Source organism: Ruegeria sp. AH7 (genome assembly GCF_056541325.1).
Window position 1 is genome coordinate 391,373 of the sequence record NZ_JBQFYF010000002.1, and the last position, 18,171, is coordinate 409,543.

Below are 18,171 nucleotides of genomic sequence, written 5' to 3' on the forward strand. Positions count from 1 at the left end.
AGAAAAAACAGCGCCGATTAGGGCGCTGTTTTTTTGTCTCGATCAAGCTGCCGGTTTGCGGCGGGGGCGCCGACGCTTGGATTGCGAGGGCCTTGACGTCCCGTTGGCAGGTTTCGGCTTGAAGCTGCGGCGTCTGTTGCCTTGTCGTCGACCGGGGCGTTCCATTTGGACGGCCTCGGGCATCTCACCGCTGGCGACGGGGATGTCGATTTTCATCAGCTTCTGAATCTGACGCAGCAGGTCGACCTCCTCCGGTGAGCAGAAGGCAATGGCCTCGCCCTCGCGCCCGGCCCGCGCGGTGCGCCCTATGCGATGGACATAATTGTCGGGCACCTCGGGCAGGTCGTAGTTGATCACATAGGCCACGCCGGGAATGTCGATCCCGCGTGCAGCCACATCCGTTGCGACGAGCACTGTAGTTTCACCGGCGCGAAACGCTTTGATCGCTCGATCTCGTTGCCCCTGACTTTTGTTGCCATGGATCGAGGCCGCGTTGTAGCCGTCTGCGACAAGGCCTTTCATCAGCTTCTCGGCCCCGTGTTTGGTACGCGAGAAGACGAGCGTCAGCGCATCAGTATCTTGCGACAGGATTTCACGCAGCTTTCGGGGCTTTTCCGGCTTGCTGACGAAATGGACCGATTGGGTGATCTTGTCTGCGGCCTTGCCCGGAGGCGACACCTGCACACGCTGCGGGTTGGTCAGATAGGCTCGGCTAAGCTCTTCCATCTGCTTGGGCATGGTGGCCGAGAACAGCATGGTCTGGCGCGGGGTTCCCAGAGCAGGGGCGATCTTGCGTAGTGCGTGGATAAAGCCCAAGTCCAGCATTTGGTCGGCCTCGTCCAGCACCAGATGGCGCACAGCGCCAAGATCTACGGCCCCACGCTCCATCAGGTCGATCAGACGACCGGGGGTCGCCACCAGAATGTCTGTGCCGCGAGCCAGAAAGGCGATCTGTTTGTTGATCGATTGGCCGCCCACAACAGTGGCGACGCGCAGCTTTGTCTTTCTGGTCAGATTGCGCAGGCTGTCGGCGATCTGGTTTACCAGCTCGCGCGTCGGGGCCAGAATCAGGGCCTTGGCGGTTTTGGGGTCGGGCTTGCCCGGTTGGGCCAAGAGGTGATCGATCAAAGGCAGGCCAAACGCCAGCGTTTTGCCGGTTCCCGTTTGAGCCAGGCCGAGGATGTCATGCCCGTTCAGGGCCAATGGAATGGCTTGGTTCTGGATCGGGGTCGGTTCAGAAAAGTTTGCGCGTTTCAGCGCGTCGTTCAGCGCGGGCGCCAGGCCCAGCATGTCGAATTCGAACAATGTTTATCCTTTTCGCCCCGGACCACACTGGCAGGAGCGCAATTGAAACAGGTCGCGCTGCAACCGCGCAACCGGCAGGGGTTTTGCGTGACCTCGGGATATACAGGCGCACCCTGTGCTATCTGGCCGTCGCATCAAGAACCCTGCGTGAAGGGGAACTGTAGAAGTGTTTGTAGGGCGCTGTGGGGCGGGCGAGGCCCGCCTGTGCTCACGCATCAGCGCTGTTTGAGGGGCACATGCGGTGTCGAGAGAGGATTGTCAAGCCATGCACCATGCGAACTGCCGGCCAGTGGCCGTTTGACCGCAGGTAACAAATCGATTTCGATGCTTCATTCGGCAGCCGTGGCCTTTGGTGGGAACTTGTTTGGCAACAGGCCCAGAGAACGCGCGTGCTGCACGTCGGCGAGAAGATCGCGTTCGGCAGCCGCGAAGAGTTCTTCGGGGTCGTCCAGAACGAAATATCCCATCTGATGCATGTCAATCCGATACGGTGTGCGCAGAATAGTCAGAACATCAAACGGATCGCGGTCGGGAACATCACTGGACACAGAATAAATCAGTTCGGTTGGCGAGGATGCAAGACCAGATCCCAGAGCTTTGATCTGCCCGTTCTGGCGGCGTAGGCCGAACTCGATCGAGAACCAGTAGAGGCGGATCAACCAAGTATAGTCGGAGGCATCTGCCCGGGTTCCGGCCTTTCCGATTGCGTGACTGAACCCTGCAAAGCGCGGGTCGCTGAGAAGGGGAGTGTGTCCGAAGATTTCGTGAAAGATATCTGGTTCTTCGATGTAGTCGAAATCTTCGCGAGAGCGGATGAAAGACGCGGCAGGAAAGACCTTGTTGGCTAGCATTCCGAAGAACTCTTTGAAACCGATCAGGGCCGGAACGGGCTGAACCCGCCAGCCGGTCATGTCGAGCAGTCGGTCCGAGATGTCAGCACATGAAGGGACTTTGGTTTTGGGAAGGCCCAAACGGTCCAAACCATCCAGATATTCGCGGGCCATGAAGTAGCGAATGTTCCGTTCCTGGGCGGCATAGAGATCGGCCCAAACAGCGTCCTCCTCGGCGGAATAGTCAATGTGACCCCGCGCATCGGCGCATTTTGCAGTGTACTTGGTAGATTTGGGCATCTCGGGCATCCTCCTGCAACGAGTCTAGAGGTGTCGTGCCAAGAAAAATCTTTGAAATTCGTGGAAATCTCGCCAGAATTGAGATGAACAATTCAGAAGAGAGCCAAAAGTGAAAGAAACACTTCAGTCCTCGGACATTTCAATCCTGCGGGAGCTGCAGGTCAGTGGCCGTCTGTCGATGCAGGAATTGGCGGAACGAACCAGCCTGTCCGCGTCGCAATGCTGGCGGCGGGTTCGTGATCTTGAAGCTGCGGGTGTCGTATCGGGGTATCGCGCGCAAGTTACAGCCAAGGCGGTGGGTCTGAACGCGATTGCTTATATACATGTTGCCTTGCAGGATCATCAGGAAGACAGCATCTCCTCGTTCCTGCGCCTGGTTGAATCAGAGCCGCAGATCGTTGAGTGCGCTTCGATTACAGGGGATCATGATTTCATTCTCAAGGTTTACGCGAAGACGCCCGAAGATCTGGAGCATTTTATCATGCAGCGGCTTTTGAAATCAGGGCTGGTACGCGACACGCGCAGCAACTTTGTTTTGCGTCAGACCAAAACGCGTGGGCCTCTACCGATCTTGTAAGTCTAAATCTTAAGAAAAATTAACAATTTCCGTGCGTTAGGTGTTGCGGGCCGTTGCGTGCAACATTGACTTTGCGCGCGGTATCGCGTATTAGTTGTGTCATGCTAGAAGAAGTGGGCAACGGCCCCGGGGCGACCCGGCGGCCGTTTTTCGTTTCTGTCGTGCGGAGAAAACTCACGCATGAGGTCACAAGCAAACATGACGTTAATTACCCCGGAAGAGCGGATCTCCCAAACGGCCGATTTGTTGCGGTCGCTTGAGGCGTCCATTCGCAGTTTGCGGCAAGCGGCGGAAGACCTGCGCAAGCAAATTGGGGCCGGGGAGGATGCAGATCTTGCTGGTTCAGCCAAGCAACTCGGGCAGTTAGAGGGGCTGATCCGCAGTTGCCAGAAAGTGGAGACAAGCTTTGTCGAACAACATCACAGACAAGCCGGAATTGCCCAAGGGGGCTACGCGCTCGACCTTGATCGGGCACGATCTGAGATCGGGTGCAGGCTGGCTCGCCTCCGCGCCTGCTGCGGTGCAGGACAGATTTCTGAGTGAGATCGGGGAGGGGGGGCTGTGTGCCCTCCCTTTCCTGTTCGAGTTCTGGGCGCTGCCGCATCAGTTGCCGCCCGAGGGCGACTGGCGATCCTGGGTGATCATGGGCGGGCGCGGTGCGGGTAAGACGCGCGCGGGATCCGAATGGGTGCGGTCGATGGTTGAGGGGTCAAAGCCTCTGGACAAGGGAGAAGCTTGTCGTGTGGCTTTGGTCGGTGAGACCTACGATCAGGTGCGCGATGTGATGATCTTTGGTGATAGTGGGATATTGCAGTGCTCACCGCCGGATCGGCGGCCCACGTGGAAGGCATCGGAGCGCAAGCTGATCTGGCCCAACGGGGCCGAAGCGCAGGCGTTTTCGGCGCATGATCCCGAGGGGCTGCGCGGCCCGCAGTTTGATGCGGCTTGGGTGGATGAACTGGCCAAGTGGAAGAAAGCCAGTGAGACTTGGGATATGCTGCAATTTGCGTTGCGTTTGGGGGATCAACCGCGCGTTTGTGTGACCACCACGCCGCGCAATGTGAAGGTTTTGAAGGATTTGCTGGCGTCTCCGTCCACCCTACAAACGCACGCGCCGACCGAGGCGAACCGGGCCAATCTGGCCAGGTCGTTTCTGGACGAGGTACGCGCGCGCTATGCGGGTACGCGGCTGGGGCGGCAGGAGTTGGACGGGGTGCTGCTGTCGGATGCCGAAGGCGCGCTGTGGACCGGTTCGATGCTGGAGGCGGCGCGCTGTGCGCAGGTGCCTGTGTTGGACCGGGTTGTCGTAGCGTTGGACCCGGCGGTGACGGCGGGGGCGGATGCGGATGCCTGCGGGATTGTGGTCGTGGGGGCTCAGCTACAGGGGCCGCCCGAGGAGTGGTGCGCCTATGTGCTGGCCGACCGGACGGTACAGGGCGTTGGGCCTGCGGGCTGGGCGCAGGCGGCGATTGACGCGATGGATGAATTCGGGGCCGAACGGCTGGTGGCCGAGGTCAATCAGGGCGGGCAACTGGTGGAAGAGGTCGTGCGGCAGGTGGACCCTCTGATCCCATATCGGGCGGTGCGGGCGTCGCGCGGCAAGGTCGCGCGGGCCGAGCCGGTGGCGGCGTTGTACGAGCAGGGGCGGGTGAGCCATGTCGCCGGTTTGGACGCGCTAGAGGAGCAGATGTGTCAGATGACAGCGCGCGGGTTCGAGGGGCAGGGCTCGCCCGACCGGGTCGACGCGCTGGTCTGGGCGCTGCATGAGTTGGTTGTGGGACCTGCGGGGGCGTATCGGCGGCCTAGGGTGCGGAGTTTGTGAGTTTTGGGCATCCGGTAACAGCGCAAGCACCGTAGATGACTTGAAAGAATTATCATGTTGAAACAACGCTATACCTATGCAAATCACAATGCATGAAAAACAAAAGTTATCTTCGAGCTCAAAGAGGAAAGCCAGATAAGCGTCAGCGATGGAAAGCGGGCGCAATAGTCGAGATTCCTTTGGGAAACGAATGCTGGGCCTATGGGCAATTGGGCGAAGAGTACTTTGTCGCCGTATTCGAAGGGTGCTTTTCTGCGCGGCCTTCAGTCGAAAAACTGATTCAATTACCAATCCTGTTCAAGAGCTTTATCTACCGGGATGTTGTCAGTCGCGGCTATTGGCCCAAAGTTGGCCAGGCCGAGCCTCGCAAGGACGTCCTGCAAGAAGACTACCGTTTCAAGCAAGACATGATAACTGGTGCGTTATCCCTTTATCATTCGGACTTTTCGCTGCAGGGGTACGAAAAGCCAGCACTTCTCAGTGAGTGCTGCGAATTAGAACGTGTGGCAGTGTGGGAAGCAAGCCATGTTGAAGATAGGATCATTGCAAATCGCGATGGGAAGTTATGCAAATGGGTGGAGAGCCTTGCAATTGACGTTTCCAAAGTTCCGGCTTCTCAGAATGATCTTCACTGATTTTCGATGCTGCATCTCCTCAAAAGGCCCATCACTATGAGTTCAGATTTAAGAAAACTTCAAAAAGCAGTCTGCAAAGAGTTTAATGTCGAACCTTACGAGGCATTCCTCGGCGATAAAGTCGGGATATCACAATCGGCGCTGGACGGAGTGCTACCACTCAACGGGCTTAGACATCCCTACACCTCTGGTACAACTGGTTGGTATTTGTGGGGAGGGGAAGAACTTTCTGACGCAGCCGACTTTTTTAAGCCTCTTCATGTGGGTCACCTACAAGAGCATTGCAAGCTGAGCTTGAAATACCTTCTGTTGCCAGCTGGCTGGCGGTTTTTAACCGATGGTTCTTACGAAGATATTTGGTTTGATGCGAACCTGCTCAATATCTGAGCTGTTGCCCACCCCCCGTACGCCCCATTCCCAAGCCCTAAACTTCTTTCCGTCATAACTCCTTTCAACAAGCCGAGCAGAGCGGCGGCAGAAAGGAGCACAGATGGTATTCGATTTCTTGCGTCGTGGATCGGCTGAAGCAGCGCCCGAGGCGAAGGCGAGCGCGGCGGGGCCTGTGGTGGCGTGGCAGACGGGTGGGCGCGTGGCGTGGAGCCCTCGGGATGCGGTGTCGCTGACGCGGACGGGGTTTTCGGGGAACCCGGTAGGGTTTCGCTCGGTCAAGCTGATTGCCGAGGCGGCGGCGGCTTTGCCTTTGGTGCTGCAGGATCAGGCGCAGCGCTATGACGTGCACCCGATTTTGTCGCTAATGCGCCGTCCGAATGCGGCGCAGGGGCGGGCGGAGTTGATGGAGGCGTTGTTCGGGCAGTTGCTGCTGTCGGGCAATGCTTATGTCGAGGCGGTGCAGGCCGGGGAAGGCTTGCCGGTTGAGCTGCATGTTTTGCGCTCGGACCGGATGAGCGTGGTGCCCGGGGCGGATGGATGGCCCAAGGCGTATGATTACGCGGTGGGCGGTAAAAAGCATCGGTTTGCAGCGGAAAACATCTGCCATATCAAGTCGTTCCACCCGCAGGATGACCATTACGGGTTCTCGCCAATGCAGGCGGCGGCGATGGCGATTGATGTGCATAACAGCGCGTCGCGGTGGTCGAAATCACTGCTCGACAATGCGGCGCGACCTTCGGGGGCGCTGGTGTGGAAGGGCGATGGTCATGGGGTAATGGCCGAGGATCAGTTCCGGCGTCTGTCAGATGAGATAGAGCAGAACTATCGCGGGGCGCGGAATGCGGGCCGTCCGATGGTTCTGGAAGGGGGGCTGGATTGGAAGCCGATGGGCTTCTCTCCCTCCGACATGGAGTTTCAAAAGACCAAGGAAGCCGCCGCCCGCGAGATCGCGCTGGCCTTTGGGGTCCCGCCGATGTTGCTGGGAATCCAGGGGGACGCGACCTATTCGAACTATCAGGAGGCCAACCGGGCGTTCTATCGTCTGACCGTGCTGCCCCTGGTGACGCGGGTGGCGGCGGCGGTGTCAGAGTGGCTGGCGGGGTTTACCGGCGAGGAGCTGGTGCTGAAACCCGATTTGGATCAGGTGCCTGCACTTTCGGTGGAGCGTGACGCGCAATGGGCGCGGGTCAACGGGGCTGATTTCCTGACAGATGCCGAGAAACGCGCGTTGTTGGGGTTGCCGGAACGTGCTGATGACTGACGGGTATCCCTCGTTTGAATGCGCGCCGGGCCTGCGTTTGGCCGCGCATGAGCGGGTGGCCGAGATCCAGCACGCGCATCTGTGTCGGCGGCTGGATCAGATCGAAGAGATGATGGAGCGGTTGGAAAAAAGGTTGTGGCTGACGGTCTATGGCGTGGTGGCGGTGATCTTGGCGCAAGCCTTTCAGTCCCTCTTGGTGGTAACGCCATGAGTTCAGTAGGTTACATGGAGAAGTTCATGGATTTGGAACATAAATTCGCGCGATTTGGAGATGGTTTGTCGGTGACCGAGGATGCGGTGATCGAAGGTTATGCCAGCCTGTTTGGGCAAGTTGATCAGGGCGGCGATTTGGTGCAGCGCGGGGCGTATCGCGGCTCGCTTGAAGGACTCAAGGCAGCTGGACAGCGTGTCAAGATGCTGTGGCAGCACGACCCGGCGCAGCCTATCGGTGTCTGGGACGAGGTGCGCGAGGACGACAAGGGCCTGTGGGTCAAGGGGCGTCTGCTGGAAAGCACGCAGAAGGGCCGTGAGGCAGCCGAGTTGATCCGGGCGGGCGCGATGGACGGCCTGTCGATTGGCTATCGTACGAAACGGGCTGTGAAGAATGACAAGGGCCAGCGGGTCCTGACCGAGCTGGAGCTGTGGGAGGTGTCATTGGTGACCTTCCCGATGCTGCCCAGTGCGCGGGTGGCGGCGAAGGGGAGCGACCCCGAAGCTGAAAACACCTGGCGCAATATTGCCGAGGTGTTTGACCACGCCCGGCAGGAGCTGGCGCGGACCTAGCGCGCCTCAAACCCACCCAAAAAGGAAGTGCTGATGAGCAAGACCGAAACCCCGGCCTTGACCGGAGAGGGTGCGCCCCTGGTTCAGGAGGTGAAGCAGGCGATGGCTGGCTTCGTGAATGAATTCAAGGGCCTCAAGGCCGAAGTTAAAACCAAACTGCAACAGACAGAAGAGCGACTGACCATGCTGGATCGAAAATCAACCATCGCGGCACGCCCGCATCTTGCGGCCTCGAACGAGGACGGTGCTCCGCATCAGAAAGCTTTTGATGCCTATGTGCGTTCAGGCGAGGATGATGGGCTGCGCGGGCTGGAGATCGAGGCTAAATCGCTGTCGACCGCTGTGAACAGCGAAGGCGGGTATCTGGTTGATCCGCAGACTGCCGAGGCGATCAAATCGGTATTGAATTCAACTGCATCGATCCGTTCGATTGCTTCGGTTGTGAATGTCGAGGCGAACTCGTTCGATGTGCTGATCGACCATACGGATGTGGGTGCCGGCTGGGCCGATGAGAATTCGGCGACGGCAGAAACCGGGACACCGTCGATTGACCGGATCTCGATCCCGCTGCATGAGCTGAGCGCATTGCCCAAAGCCTCGCAGCGTTTGCTGGATGACAGCGCGTTTGATGTCGAAGGCTGGCTGGCCGGTCGCATTGCAGACAAGTTCGCGCGTGCCGAAGCAGCGGCGTTTATCAATGGCGATGGCGTCGACAAACCCAAGGGCCTGATGATCCACCGCGCCGTGCCGGATGATAGCTGGTCATGGGGCAGCCTTGGATATGTTGCCACCGGCATCGATGGCGGTATCGACGCGGACGCGATTGTCGATGTGGTTTATGCGCTGGGCGCGCAGTACCGCGTCAATGGCACCTTCGTGATGAACTCGAAAACCGCTGGTCTGATCCGCAAGCTGAAAGACAGCGATGGCCGCTTCCTGTGGTCGGATGGCCTGGCTGCGGGTGAGCCTGCGCGCCTGATGGGCTATCCGGTTCTGATCGCCGAGGACATGCCGGATGCCGCCTCGGACAGCTTCTCGATCGCGTTTGGCGATTTCCAGGCTGGATACACCATTGCCGAGCGTCCCGATCTGCGCGTGCTGCGTGATCCGTTCAGCGCGAAGCCGCATGTCCTGTTCTACGCAACCAAGCGTGTGGGTGGTGATGTCAGCGACTTTGCCGCGATCAAGCTGCTGAAATTCGGCACCGCCTGAGCGGTGACGGATCCGGGGGGCCGGGCGACCGGTCCTTCGGGCGGCGGGTACGGGCCGGGGTGAGATCCCCCGCGTTGTCTAGCTGCTCCCCTCCGTCCGAGCAACGTGGGGCGGCGCGTGCCCGTCATTTTCAAGACTACGGCCCCGGAGGGGTCCGAGATTGCGGAGTGAATGGATGATGTTGATCGAAGAGACCGCTATCGCGGATGCGACGCTGCCGGTGGATCAGTTCAAAGCGCATTTGCGGATGGGCACGGGGTTTGCCGAGCGCGATGTGCAGGACGAGGTGCTGAAAGGGTTCCTGCGTGCGGCCATTGCGGCAATCGAGGCCAGAACTGGCAAAGTGCTGATCGAGCGCGCCTTTTCTTGGAGCCTGAGCTGTTGGCGCGACCCGGCAGGCGAAGTGCTGCCCGTGGCCCCGGTTTCGGCCATTGATGCAGTCACGATAACAGATGCGACCGGAACGGACACTGATCTTGATGCCGGCATCTATCGGTTGGAGCGTGATAGTCAGCGCCCCCGATTGCGGCCTGCGGCAACGTCTTTGCCAAATGTTCCAACGGGTGGATCGGTGAAGATTGCCTTCACTGCCGGTATGGCCGCAGGTTGGGATAGCCTGCCTGCCGATCTGGGGCAGGCGGTGCTGCTGCTAGCAGCGCATTACTACGAATATCGCGATGAGATGTCGCTGAGCGATGGGTGTATGCCCTTTGGGGTCACCAGTCTGATTCAGCGCTACCGCATTGTGCGTTTTGGTTCGGGAATGGCGCAATGACAGCGCCTCGTCTGAACCGCAAGCTGGTGCTGGAAACGCCGGATCGTGTCGCCGATGGCGCGGGCGGGTTCGTTGAAACCTGGGCGGTGCTGGGAACGCTTTGGGCCGAGGTTACGGCACGCAGCGGGTCCGAGCGGGCCATCGCAGGGGTGCCGGTATCGCGGGTGGGCTATCGCATCGTGGTGCGCGGGGCGCCCGAGGGATCGTCGATGCGGCCAACACCGGATCAGCGTTTTGTCGAAGGCGCACGGCGTTTTGTAATCCGCGCTGTCGCGGATCGGGATCCGCGCGGCCGGTACCTGACCTGTTTCGCAGATGAAGAGGTGGCAGCATGAGCTATGGCGTAGCAGCCGCGCTGCAAGCGGCGGTGTTTCAGCGGCTTTCAGCTGACACCGATGTCAGCGCGCAATCGGGCGGTGCAATCTTTGATGCAGTGCCGACCGGGACGGTCCCAGCCACCTATGTGACGCTGGGCCCGGAAGAGGTACGCGAAGCGTCGGACAGGTCCGGCGCAGGTGCGCTGCATCGGTTCACGATCTCGGTTGTGTCCGAGGCCGCAGGATTTGGCGCTGCAAAATCGCTGGCCGGTGCCGTGTGTGACGCGCTGGATGGCGCAGGGCTGAGTTTGGATCGGGGCCGCCTTGTCGGGCTGTGGTTCGAACGCGCCAGCGCCCGGCGCGCCGGAACCGGCGGTGCAATCCGCCAGATCGACCTGAGATTCCGCGCCCGAGTGGAAGACGACTAAGCAATCAACGGAGAGAGCACATGGCTGCCCAGAACGGAAAAGACCTGTTGGTCAAAGTGGATATGAACGGCACGGGCCTGTTCGAAACCATCGCGGGCCTGCGCGCCACGCGGATCAGTTTCAACGCCGAAAGCGTGGATGTGACCACCCTGGAGAGCCAGGGAGGCTGGCGCGAGCTGCTATCAGGGGCAGGAGTCAAATCGGCCGCGATCTCGGGCTCGGGCGTATTCAAGGACGAAGGCACCGACGAGCGCGCGCGTCAGCTGTTCTTTGATGGCGAGACGCCGGGATTTCAGGTGATCATCCCCGATTTCGGCATCGTCGAAGGGCCGTTTCAGGTGACCGGCATTGAATATGCAGGCTCACATAACGGCGAGGCGACTTATGAGATGAGCCTGGCAAGCGCCGGCGCGCTGACCTTTACAGGCCTGTAATCCTATGGCTAATCCGTGGACGGGCGAGGTGGCATTGACCATCGATGGGGAGCAGCGGGTACTCAAGCTGACGCTGGGTGCTTTGGCGGAGTTGGAACAGGAACTGGACACCGGGTCATTGGTTGAGCTGGTCCAACGGTTCGAAGGCGGCGCTTATTCCAGCAACGATGTGCTGGCGCTGATCGTGGCGGGGCTGCGCGGGGGCGGTTCAGATGTGACCCGTGCTGACGTGATGCATGCCGAGGTAGAAGGTGGGCCCTTGGCCGGAGCCAGGGCCGCGGCTGAGCTGCTGGCGCGGGCCTTTATGGTGCCGGGTGGCGCATGAGCGGGTTCGACTGGCCCGCTTTGATGCGGGCCGGGTTCCTCGGGCTGCGCCTAACGCCGGATCAGTTCTGGCGTCTGACCCCGGCCGAGTTGCGGCTGCTGCTGGGGCAGGGTGCCGGAATGCCGGCGATGAACCGGGCCGGGATGGATGCGCTGTTGGCAGCATATCCGGACACAGAACAAGGAGAGCGTGATGACGGATCGTGATGGGTTTGACGACCTGCAGGAGCGGGGCGAGGCGCTGGGCGACTCGTTAAGTGATGCGGCCAGCATGGCAGCGGCTTTTGACAGTCAGATGAAGCGGATCGGCGCTGCGTTTGAGGAAACGGGCAAGGATGCCGCGACGCTGGAGCGGGGGATGTCCAGCGGGCTGCGCAAAGCGTTTGATGGTGTGGTTCTGGATGGGAAGAGCCTGTCTGATGCGCTGGATGTGCTTAAGAATTCTCTGATCCAGACGGCCTATTCGGCTGCGATCAAGCCGGTAACGGATCACTTTGGTGGGCTGTTGTCCGGTACGGTTGGTGGTCTTGTGCAGGGTCTTCTGCCGTTTGCCGATGGCGGCAGTTTCAGCCAGGGGCGGGTGATGCCCTTTGCCAATGGCGGTGTGATCAGCGGCCCCACAACCTTTCCGATGCGTGGTGGCACCGGCCTGATGGGCGAGGCGGGTCCTGAGGCCATCATGCCATTGGCGCGCGGCGCGGATGGCAAACTGGGGGTTCGCAGCTCGGGCGGCGGGGGTGCGGTCAACGTCGTCATGAATATCTCAACACCCGATGTTCAAGGGTTCCGCCGCAGCCAGGGCCAGATCGCAGCACAGATGAGCCGCGCTCTGGGGCGCGGCAATCGCAACAGATAAAACCGGGAGCAGGTCATGAATTTTCACGAGGTCAGATTTCCGGCCAGCCTGAGCTTTGGCTCGGTCGGCGGCCCCGAGCGGCGCACAGATATCGTGACGCTGGCCAACGGGTTCGAAGAACGCAACACCCCTTGGGCCCATTCGCGCCGTCGCTATGACGCGGGGCTCGGGATGCGGTCGCTGGACGATATTGAGACGCTGATTTCATTCTTCGAGGCGCGGCAGGGGCAGATGTTCGGTTTCCGCTGGAAGGATTGGTCTGATTTCAAATCGGGTCTGGCTTCGGCCGATGTGGAACGTGGGGATCAGGTCATAGCGCTGGGCGATGGTGTGCGCACTGAATTTCAGTTGGTCAAGACCTACACATCGGGCGGTGTCAGCTATGTGCGCCCGATTACCAAGCCAGCGTTGGGCACGGTGGTCTTGGGGCTAGATCAGGATGAAATCCGAGAAGGCGTAGATTTTGAGATTGATCTGACCACGGGCGCAGTCGTGTTCGCGGATCCGCCGCCTGAAGGTGTCGAGATTACAGCCGGGTACGAGTTCGACGTGCCGGTGCGGTTCGATACCGACAAGATTCAGACCAGTGTTGCCAGCTTTCAGGCCGGTGACGCGCCAAATGTTCCTGTGGTCGAGGTGCGTTTCTGATGGCCGGGGATGTTCAGGGGCTGCACGCCCATCTTCAGACCGGTCTGACCACTGTATGCCGTTGTTGGGCGATCACGCGCACGGATGGGCAGGAATATGGCTTTACGGATCACGACCGGGAACTGGAATTCGAAGGCGTGACCTTCAAGGCGAGTACCGGCCTGACCGCTGCGGCGATTGAACAGGCCACCGGGCTGTCGATTGATAACACCGAAGCAATGGGCGCGCTGTCTGATGCCGCCGTGCGCGAGGAAGATATCGAATCGGGCCGGTTCGATGGCGCAAAGGTGCGGGCTTGGTTGGTCAACTGGGCCGATCTGGATCAGCGTATCCTGCAGTTTCGGGGATCGATTGGAGAGCTGCGCCGCTCGGGCGGGGCGTTTCACGCCGAGCTGCGCGGGCTGACCGATCTGCTGAACCGTCCGCTTGGGCGTATCTATCAGAAACCCTGTACTGCGGTTCTGGGCGACAAGGTGTGCCGGTTCGATACAAATGCCGAAGGGTTCTCGGTCGAGGCTGAGATCGTGGGGTTTGACGGTGGTACATTGATCCGTTTGAACGGTGGTGAAAACGCGGCTGCTGCTTGGTTTGAACGGGGGCGTCTGGATGTACTATCGGGCTCGGCCAGCGGACTTTGGTCTTCGATCAAAGCGGATCAGAGGGTCGATAGCGGGCGCGAGGTCACCTTGTGGTCCGGTATTGGCGGAGGGTTGTCTGTTGGCGACCAGGTCCGGCTGACCGCGGGCTGCGACAAGCGCATGTCGACCTGCCGGTCAAAGTTCAACAATCTTCTGAATTTCCAAGGCTTTCCCGATCTTCCGGGTGAAGATTGGATGATGGCGGTGCCTAAGAAAACCAATCCGAACAACGGGGGGAGCAGACGGTGATGCCACGCAGACAGGATATCGTGGACGAGGCGCGCAGTTGGCTTGGCACCCCTTACGTCCATCAGGCTTCGACAAAAGGGGCAGGCACAGATTGTCTGGGTCTGCTACGCGGCGTTTGGCGCGCGCAAATCGGTCATGAGCCTGAAGAGGTGCCTATTTACACAATGGATTGGTCCGAACCCCAGGGCGAGGAGCGGATGTGGGCGGCTGCGCAGCGCCATTTGATCGAAAAGCCAAGCACAGAGCTTTCGGCGGGTGATGTCGTTTTATTTCGCATGCGCGACAGCGGCATCGCCAAGCATTTGGGGATTATGACCAGCACCGGCGCAGTCCCGCGTTTTGTGCATGCCTATAACGGGCACGGCGTTGTCGAAAACGCCCTGAGCGAGCCGTGGCGCCGCCGGATTGTGGCCTGTTTTGAATTCCCGATGGAGGACCGCTGATGGCGACGATAGTTCTTTCTGCAGCCGGTGCTGCACTGGGTGGATCAATCGGTGGCACGATTGCTGGCCTGTCGACCGCCATTATCGGTCGCGCGGTGGGTGCGACCATCGGGCGGGTAATTGACCAGCGTCTTCTCAGCCAATCCGTGATGGGCGGCGGCAGTGACGTTGTCGAAACCGGGCGGATGGACCGGTTCCGTCTGACCGAGACGGGTGAAGGCGCGCCGGTTTCAACGGTGTTTGGGCGAATGCGGGTCGGGGGTCAGGTGATCTGGGCCTCGGACTTCCTGGAAACGCGCAGTGAGACCACCGAAGGCGGAGGCGGCAAAGGCAAGCCGAAGACTCCCAAGGTGACGACTGTTACCTACAGCTACTCCATCTCGCTGGCGATTGCCGTTGGCTCGGGTCAGATCGCGGATGTTGGCCGCGTCTGGGCCGATGGGGAAGAACAGGAACTGAGCAGCCTGAACATGCGCATCTATCATGGATCGGATGATCAATTGCCGGACCCTCTGATCGAATCCATCGAAGGTGCGGGTCAGGTGCCAGGCTATCGTGGTACGGCCTACGTGGTAATCGAAGACTTCCAGCTTGGGAACTTCGGAAATCGCGTTCCGCAGTTTTCCTTCGAAGTCGTGCGCCCACCGCAAAAAGACCTGCCCGATCGCGAAACTTCGGTCCAGGAATTGGTGCGGGGCGTCGCCATTATGCCGGGATCAGGTGAATACGCCTTGGCCAGCTCACAGGTGAACTATGCGCTTGGCTATGGCAAAAGCGCTCCGGCCAATGCCAGCTCAGCCTCGGGCTGGACGGATCTGGTGACCTCGACCCGCGCGTTGTCTTGGGAGTTGCCGCACTGCGATGCAACCTCGTTGATCGTGTCATGGTTCGGCGATGATCTGCGCTGCGGGTCCTGTGATATCCGCCCCAAGGTTGAACGCCGCGACGCGGATGGACAGGGGATGCCTTGGAACGTGTCCGGGCTGTCGCGCAGTCAGGCGCAGCTGGTAGCGCGAGAGGATGATCGCCCGGTCTATGGCGGGACGCCCACGGATGCCTCGGTAGTCGAGGCGATCCGGCATCTGAAGCTATGGGGCAAGCGGGTCATGTTTTACCCGTTCATCCTGATGGAGCAATTGGCTGGCAACGGGTTGCCTGACCCTTGGTCTGATGCAGCCGATCAGCCGCATCTGCCCTGGCGTGGACGGATCACGTTGAGTGAGGCCCCCGGGCGCACGGGTTCCCCCGATGGCACTGCGGATGCCGACACGCAGGTTACTGCGTTTTTTGGGACTGCAAAGGCCAGTGACTTTGTGATCGGCAATGGCACTGTCAGCTATACGGGCCCGCAAGAATGGGGGTTGAACCGGTTCATTCTGCATTATGCCGCCTTGTGCAAGGCTGCGGGTGGGGTCAGCTCGTTTTGTATCGCATCCGAGATGCGCGGGTTGACGCAAATACGCGGTGCGAACGGTTTCCCGGCTGTTGCACGTCTGCGGGCGCTGGCGGCTGAGGTGCGCAGCATTTTGGGGCCCGATACCAAAATCGGTTATGCAGCGGATTGGAGCGAATACTTCGGCTATCAACCGCCCGGTACCAATGACCGGCTGTTCCACCTCGATCCACTATGGGCAGATGGTAACATCGATTTTATCGGTATCGACAATTACATGCCCCTGTCCGATTGGCGCGATGGCGAGGATCATCTGGATGCCGCCGCGGGCGCACCTTCGATCTATGATCTGGACTATTTGCGCAGCAACATCGAAGGCGGTGAAGGGTATGACTGGTATTACGCCTCACCTGAGGAAGCAGAGGCGCAGATCCGTGCTCCGATAGAAGATGGCGCTTATGACGAGCCTTGGATCTGGCGCTACAAAGACCTGCGGAATTGGTGGTTGAACACCCATCACGATCGGATAGGCGGCGTGCGGCAGGCCAATCCGACGGATTGGATACCCGGGTCCAAGCCGATCTGGTTCACCGAACTGGGCTGTGCGGCCATCGACAAGGGCACCAATCAGCCAAACAAGTTTCTGGATCCCAAATCGTCTGAGTCCCAGCTGCCTGCCTATTCCAACGGCATGCGTGATGATTTCATTCAGGTTCAGTATCTTAGGGCGATGCTGAGCTATTGGGGTGATCCGCAGATCAACCCGACCTCAACAGTCTACGGCGGTCCGATGTTGGATATGTCCAACGCCTATGTCTGGGCCTGGGATGCGCGGCCGTTTCCGGCGTTCCCGAACCAGGGCGTTAAATGGAGTGATGGAGGTAACTATGCGCGCGGTCACTGGCTGAACGGGCGATCAGGCGCACGCACGCTGGCCTCGGTCGTGACTGAAATCTGCTATGGCGCCGGGGTGACTGATATCGACGTATCGGGCCTATATGGCGTTGTACGCGGCTATGTCATCGAAGACGTCACCAATGCGCGGTCCGCCTTGCAACCACTGATGCTGCGCTACGGGTTCGACGCCATCGAACGTGACGGTGTGTTGCGGTTTCAGATGCGGGATGGCTATGGCGCTGTTGATCTGAACCCGGATCGTCTGGCGGTCAGCCCCGATCTGGACGGCACTGTCGAATACCGTCGTGAGGCCGAAGCCGAGATGACCGGGCGCGTGCGCCTGCGCTTTGTCCAGTCCGATGCAGACCACGACTTCGTCGCCGAAGAGGCTGTGTTGCCCGATGTCAGTACCCATTCCGTTTCGGTCAATGAGATGCCCCTGTCGATGACGCGCGGTGAGGGAAGGCAAACAGCAGAACGCTGGCTCAGCGAGGCGCGCGTGTCGCGCGACAGCACCCGGTTTGCGCTGCCCCCGTCTATGCTGCATCTGGGGGCCGGGGATGTCGTGCGCCTGTCGGGTGAGGCCAAAGGTGCGCTCTATCGGATTGACCGGATGGAGACGGCAGAACTGCAACTTGCAGACGCAATTCGGGTTGAGCCTGGGGTCTATAAACTGTCGGATATCGAAGAAGATCCTATCTCGGTAAAGCCCTATCTAGCGCCTGTTCCGGTACTGCCGGTCTTTATGGATTTGCCGTTGATCACAGGGGCGGAGGTGCCGCATGCGCCTTATCTGGCTGTTTCGGCTGATCCATGGCCGGGCAACGCGGTGGTCTATAGTTCGACGACGGATCAGGGCTATACGCTCAGCGATGTGATCACCGCACCTGCGACCATTGGCCGAACCGAAACGCCACTGCTGCGCGCCAGCACTGGGCTTTGGGACGATGGCCCGATCCTTCGGGTCAGGTTGATTGAGGGTCAGCTGGAATCGCAACCGCGCGAGGCGCTGTTGAACGGGTTGAACCTTGCGGCCATTGGCGATGGAACAACCGGCAATTGGGAAGTGTTTCAGTTTTCGAATGCGATGCTGGAAAGCCCCGGTGTCTACGCGCTGTCAGGGCGACTGCGCGGGCAGTTAGGGACGGATGCCCTGATGCCCGATGCCTGGCCAGACGGATCGGTTTTTGTGCTGCTGAACGCCAGTGTCTCGCAGATCAACCTGCTGCGGACTGAGCGGCGGATAGACAAGCACTATCGCATCGGACCCGCGACCCGAGGGTATGACGATCCATCTTATACGCATCTGGTGCAGGCATTTGAGGGCAATGGGCTTCGACCGTATGCGCCGGCGCATCTGACGGCAAGGGCTGTAACCGATGGTCATGCGATCAACTGGGTGCGTCGGACCCGTGTGGACGGCGATGACTGGTCCGGTCTGGATGTACCGCTAGGTGAAGAAACCGAAGCGTATCTGGTGCGGGCATTGTCTGGCACAACGGTTCTGCGCGAAGAGGTGGTGACCCAACCTAACTGGGCCTACACAGCGGCGATGCAGGCGGCAGATGGCGTATCCGGTCCGTTTGACGTAGAAGTCGCTCAGGTTTCCGCCATCTACGGACCGGGTGCTTCGGCCCGTGTGATGGTCGGGTAG

At 60.0% G+C, this 18,171-nt stretch carries 21 protein-coding genes; 19 read left to right on the forward strand and 2 right to left on the reverse strand.

The window, feature by feature from the left end; genetic code table 11:
* Positions 1–42: 42 nt before the first annotated feature.
* A complete protein-coding gene (locus tag ACR0JX_RS06485; protein WP_480542424.1) occupies positions 43–1,305 on the reverse strand; it encodes a DEAD/DEAH box helicase in 1,263 nt (420 codons plus the stop codon).
* A 329-nt stretch (positions 1,306–1,634) separates the two neighbouring features.
* Positions 1,635–2,435: a phenylalanine 4-monooxygenase gene (phhA, locus tag ACR0JX_RS06490; RefSeq protein WP_480542426.1), complete on the reverse strand. Its 801-nt coding sequence runs from the start codon at positions 2,433–2,435 to the stop codon at positions 1,635–1,637.
* A 109-nt stretch (positions 2,436–2,544) separates the two neighbouring features.
* Between phhA and ACR0JX_RS06495 the strand changes: the two genes are divergently transcribed.
* The 19 genes from ACR0JX_RS06495 to ACR0JX_RS06585 all read left to right on the forward strand — a co-directional run bounded on the left by ACR0JX_RS06495 (position 2,545) and on the right by ACR0JX_RS06585 (position 18,171).
* The gene (locus ACR0JX_RS06495) at positions 2,545–3,012 is read left to right on the forward strand and encodes an Lrp/AsnC family transcriptional regulator (RefSeq protein WP_480542428.1); all 468 of its coding nucleotides are present in this window, start codon (positions 2,545–2,547) and stop codon (positions 3,010–3,012) included.
* A gap of 535 nt (positions 3,013–3,547) precedes the next feature.
* Complete coding sequence (locus ACR0JX_RS06500; protein ID WP_480542987.1) at positions 3,548–4,834, forward strand: DNA-packaging protein; 1,287 nt, start codon at positions 3,548–3,550, stop codon at positions 4,832–4,834.
* Positions 4,835–4,926: 92 nt separating this feature from the next.
* Positions 4,927–5,469, forward strand: coding sequence for an Imm26 family immunity protein (locus ACR0JX_RS06505; RefSeq protein WP_480542430.1), 543 nt, complete (start codon positions 4,927–4,929; stop codon positions 5,467–5,469).
* Between the two features lie 36 nt (positions 5,470–5,505).
* A complete protein-coding gene (locus ACR0JX_RS06510) occupies positions 5,506–5,856 on the forward strand; it encodes an immunity protein Imm33 domain-containing protein (protein WP_480542432.1) in 351 nt (116 codons plus the stop codon).
* A 103-nt stretch (positions 5,857–5,959) separates the two neighbouring features.
* The gene (locus tag ACR0JX_RS06515; RefSeq protein WP_480542434.1) at positions 5,960–7,120 is read left to right on the forward strand and encodes a phage portal protein; all 1,161 of its coding nucleotides are present in this window, start codon (positions 5,960–5,962) and stop codon (positions 7,118–7,120) included.
* Positions 7,113–7,331, forward strand: a complete 219-nt coding sequence (locus ACR0JX_RS06520; RefSeq protein WP_480542436.1) for a GTA head formation protein, RCAP_rcc01685 family — start codon at positions 7,113–7,115, stop codon at positions 7,329–7,331. The genes ACR0JX_RS06515 and ACR0JX_RS06520 overlap by 8 nt, the downstream gene beginning before the upstream one ends.
* 26 nt (positions 7,332–7,357) lie before the next feature.
* Complete coding sequence (locus tag ACR0JX_RS06525) at positions 7,358–7,903, forward strand: HK97 family phage prohead protease (RefSeq protein ID WP_480542989.1); 546 nt, start codon at positions 7,358–7,360, stop codon at positions 7,901–7,903.
* A 33-nt stretch (positions 7,904–7,936) separates the two neighbouring features.
* Positions 7,937–9,115, forward strand: a complete 1,179-nt coding sequence (locus ACR0JX_RS06530) for a phage major capsid protein (protein WP_480542438.1) — start codon at positions 7,937–7,939, stop codon at positions 9,113–9,115.
* A 175-nt stretch (positions 9,116–9,290) separates the two neighbouring features.
* Positions 9,291–9,890 (forward strand): head-tail connector protein, encoded by a 600-nt coding sequence (locus ACR0JX_RS06535; RefSeq protein WP_480542440.1) that lies wholly within the window; start codon positions 9,291–9,293, stop codon positions 9,888–9,890.
* On the forward strand, positions 9,887–10,225 hold the full coding sequence (locus ACR0JX_RS06540; RefSeq protein WP_480542442.1) for a phage head closure protein: 339 nt from the start codon (positions 9,887–9,889) through the stop codon (positions 10,223–10,225). Before ACR0JX_RS06535 ends, ACR0JX_RS06540 begins: the two co-directional genes overlap by 4 nt.
* Positions 10,222–10,635, forward strand: a complete 414-nt coding sequence (locus ACR0JX_RS06545; protein ID WP_480542444.1) for a DUF3168 domain-containing protein — start codon at positions 10,222–10,224, stop codon at positions 10,633–10,635. The genes ACR0JX_RS06540 and ACR0JX_RS06545 overlap by 4 nt, the downstream gene beginning before the upstream one ends.
* Before the next feature lie 20 nt (positions 10,636–10,655).
* Positions 10,656–11,069, forward strand: coding sequence for a phage major tail protein, TP901-1 family (locus ACR0JX_RS06550; protein ID WP_170530581.1), 414 nt, complete (start codon positions 10,656–10,658; stop codon positions 11,067–11,069).
* 4 nt (positions 11,070–11,073) lie between these two features.
* Positions 11,074–11,394: a gene transfer agent family protein gene (locus ACR0JX_RS06555; protein ID WP_480542446.1), complete on the forward strand. Its 321-nt coding sequence runs from the start codon at positions 11,074–11,076 to the stop codon at positions 11,392–11,394.
* Complete coding sequence (locus tag ACR0JX_RS06560; RefSeq protein ID WP_480542448.1) at positions 11,391–11,600, forward strand: rcc01693 family protein; 210 nt, start codon at positions 11,391–11,393, stop codon at positions 11,598–11,600. Before ACR0JX_RS06555 ends, ACR0JX_RS06560 begins: the two co-directional genes overlap by 4 nt.
* The gene (locus tag ACR0JX_RS06565) at positions 11,587–12,249 is read left to right on the forward strand and encodes a phage tail tape measure protein (protein ID WP_480542450.1); all 663 of its coding nucleotides are present in this window, start codon (positions 11,587–11,589) and stop codon (positions 12,247–12,249) included. The genes ACR0JX_RS06560 and ACR0JX_RS06565 overlap by 14 nt, the downstream gene beginning before the upstream one ends.
* A 15-nt stretch (positions 12,250–12,264) precedes the next feature.
* Entirely contained in the window at positions 12,265–12,897 is a 633-nt protein-coding gene (locus ACR0JX_RS06570) for a phage distal tail protein, Rcc01695 family (RefSeq protein ID WP_480542452.1), read from the forward strand.
* Positions 12,897–13,784 carry a DUF2163 domain-containing protein gene (locus ACR0JX_RS06575; RefSeq protein ID WP_480542454.1) on the forward strand — a complete coding sequence of 296 codons (888 nt, stop codon included), beginning with the start codon at positions 12,897–12,899 and terminating at the stop codon, positions 13,782–13,784. Before ACR0JX_RS06570 ends, ACR0JX_RS06575 begins: the two co-directional genes overlap by 1 nt.
* The gene (locus tag ACR0JX_RS06580; protein ID WP_480542456.1) at positions 13,784–14,227 is read left to right on the forward strand and encodes an NlpC/P60 family protein; all 444 of its coding nucleotides are present in this window, start codon (positions 13,784–13,786) and stop codon (positions 14,225–14,227) included. Before ACR0JX_RS06575 ends, ACR0JX_RS06580 begins: the two co-directional genes overlap by 1 nt.
* Positions 14,227–18,171 carry a baseplate multidomain protein megatron gene (locus tag ACR0JX_RS06585; protein WP_480542458.1) on the forward strand — a complete coding sequence of 1,315 codons (3,945 nt, stop codon included), beginning with the start codon at positions 14,227–14,229 and terminating at the stop codon, positions 18,169–18,171. The genes ACR0JX_RS06580 and ACR0JX_RS06585 overlap by 1 nt, the downstream gene beginning before the upstream one ends.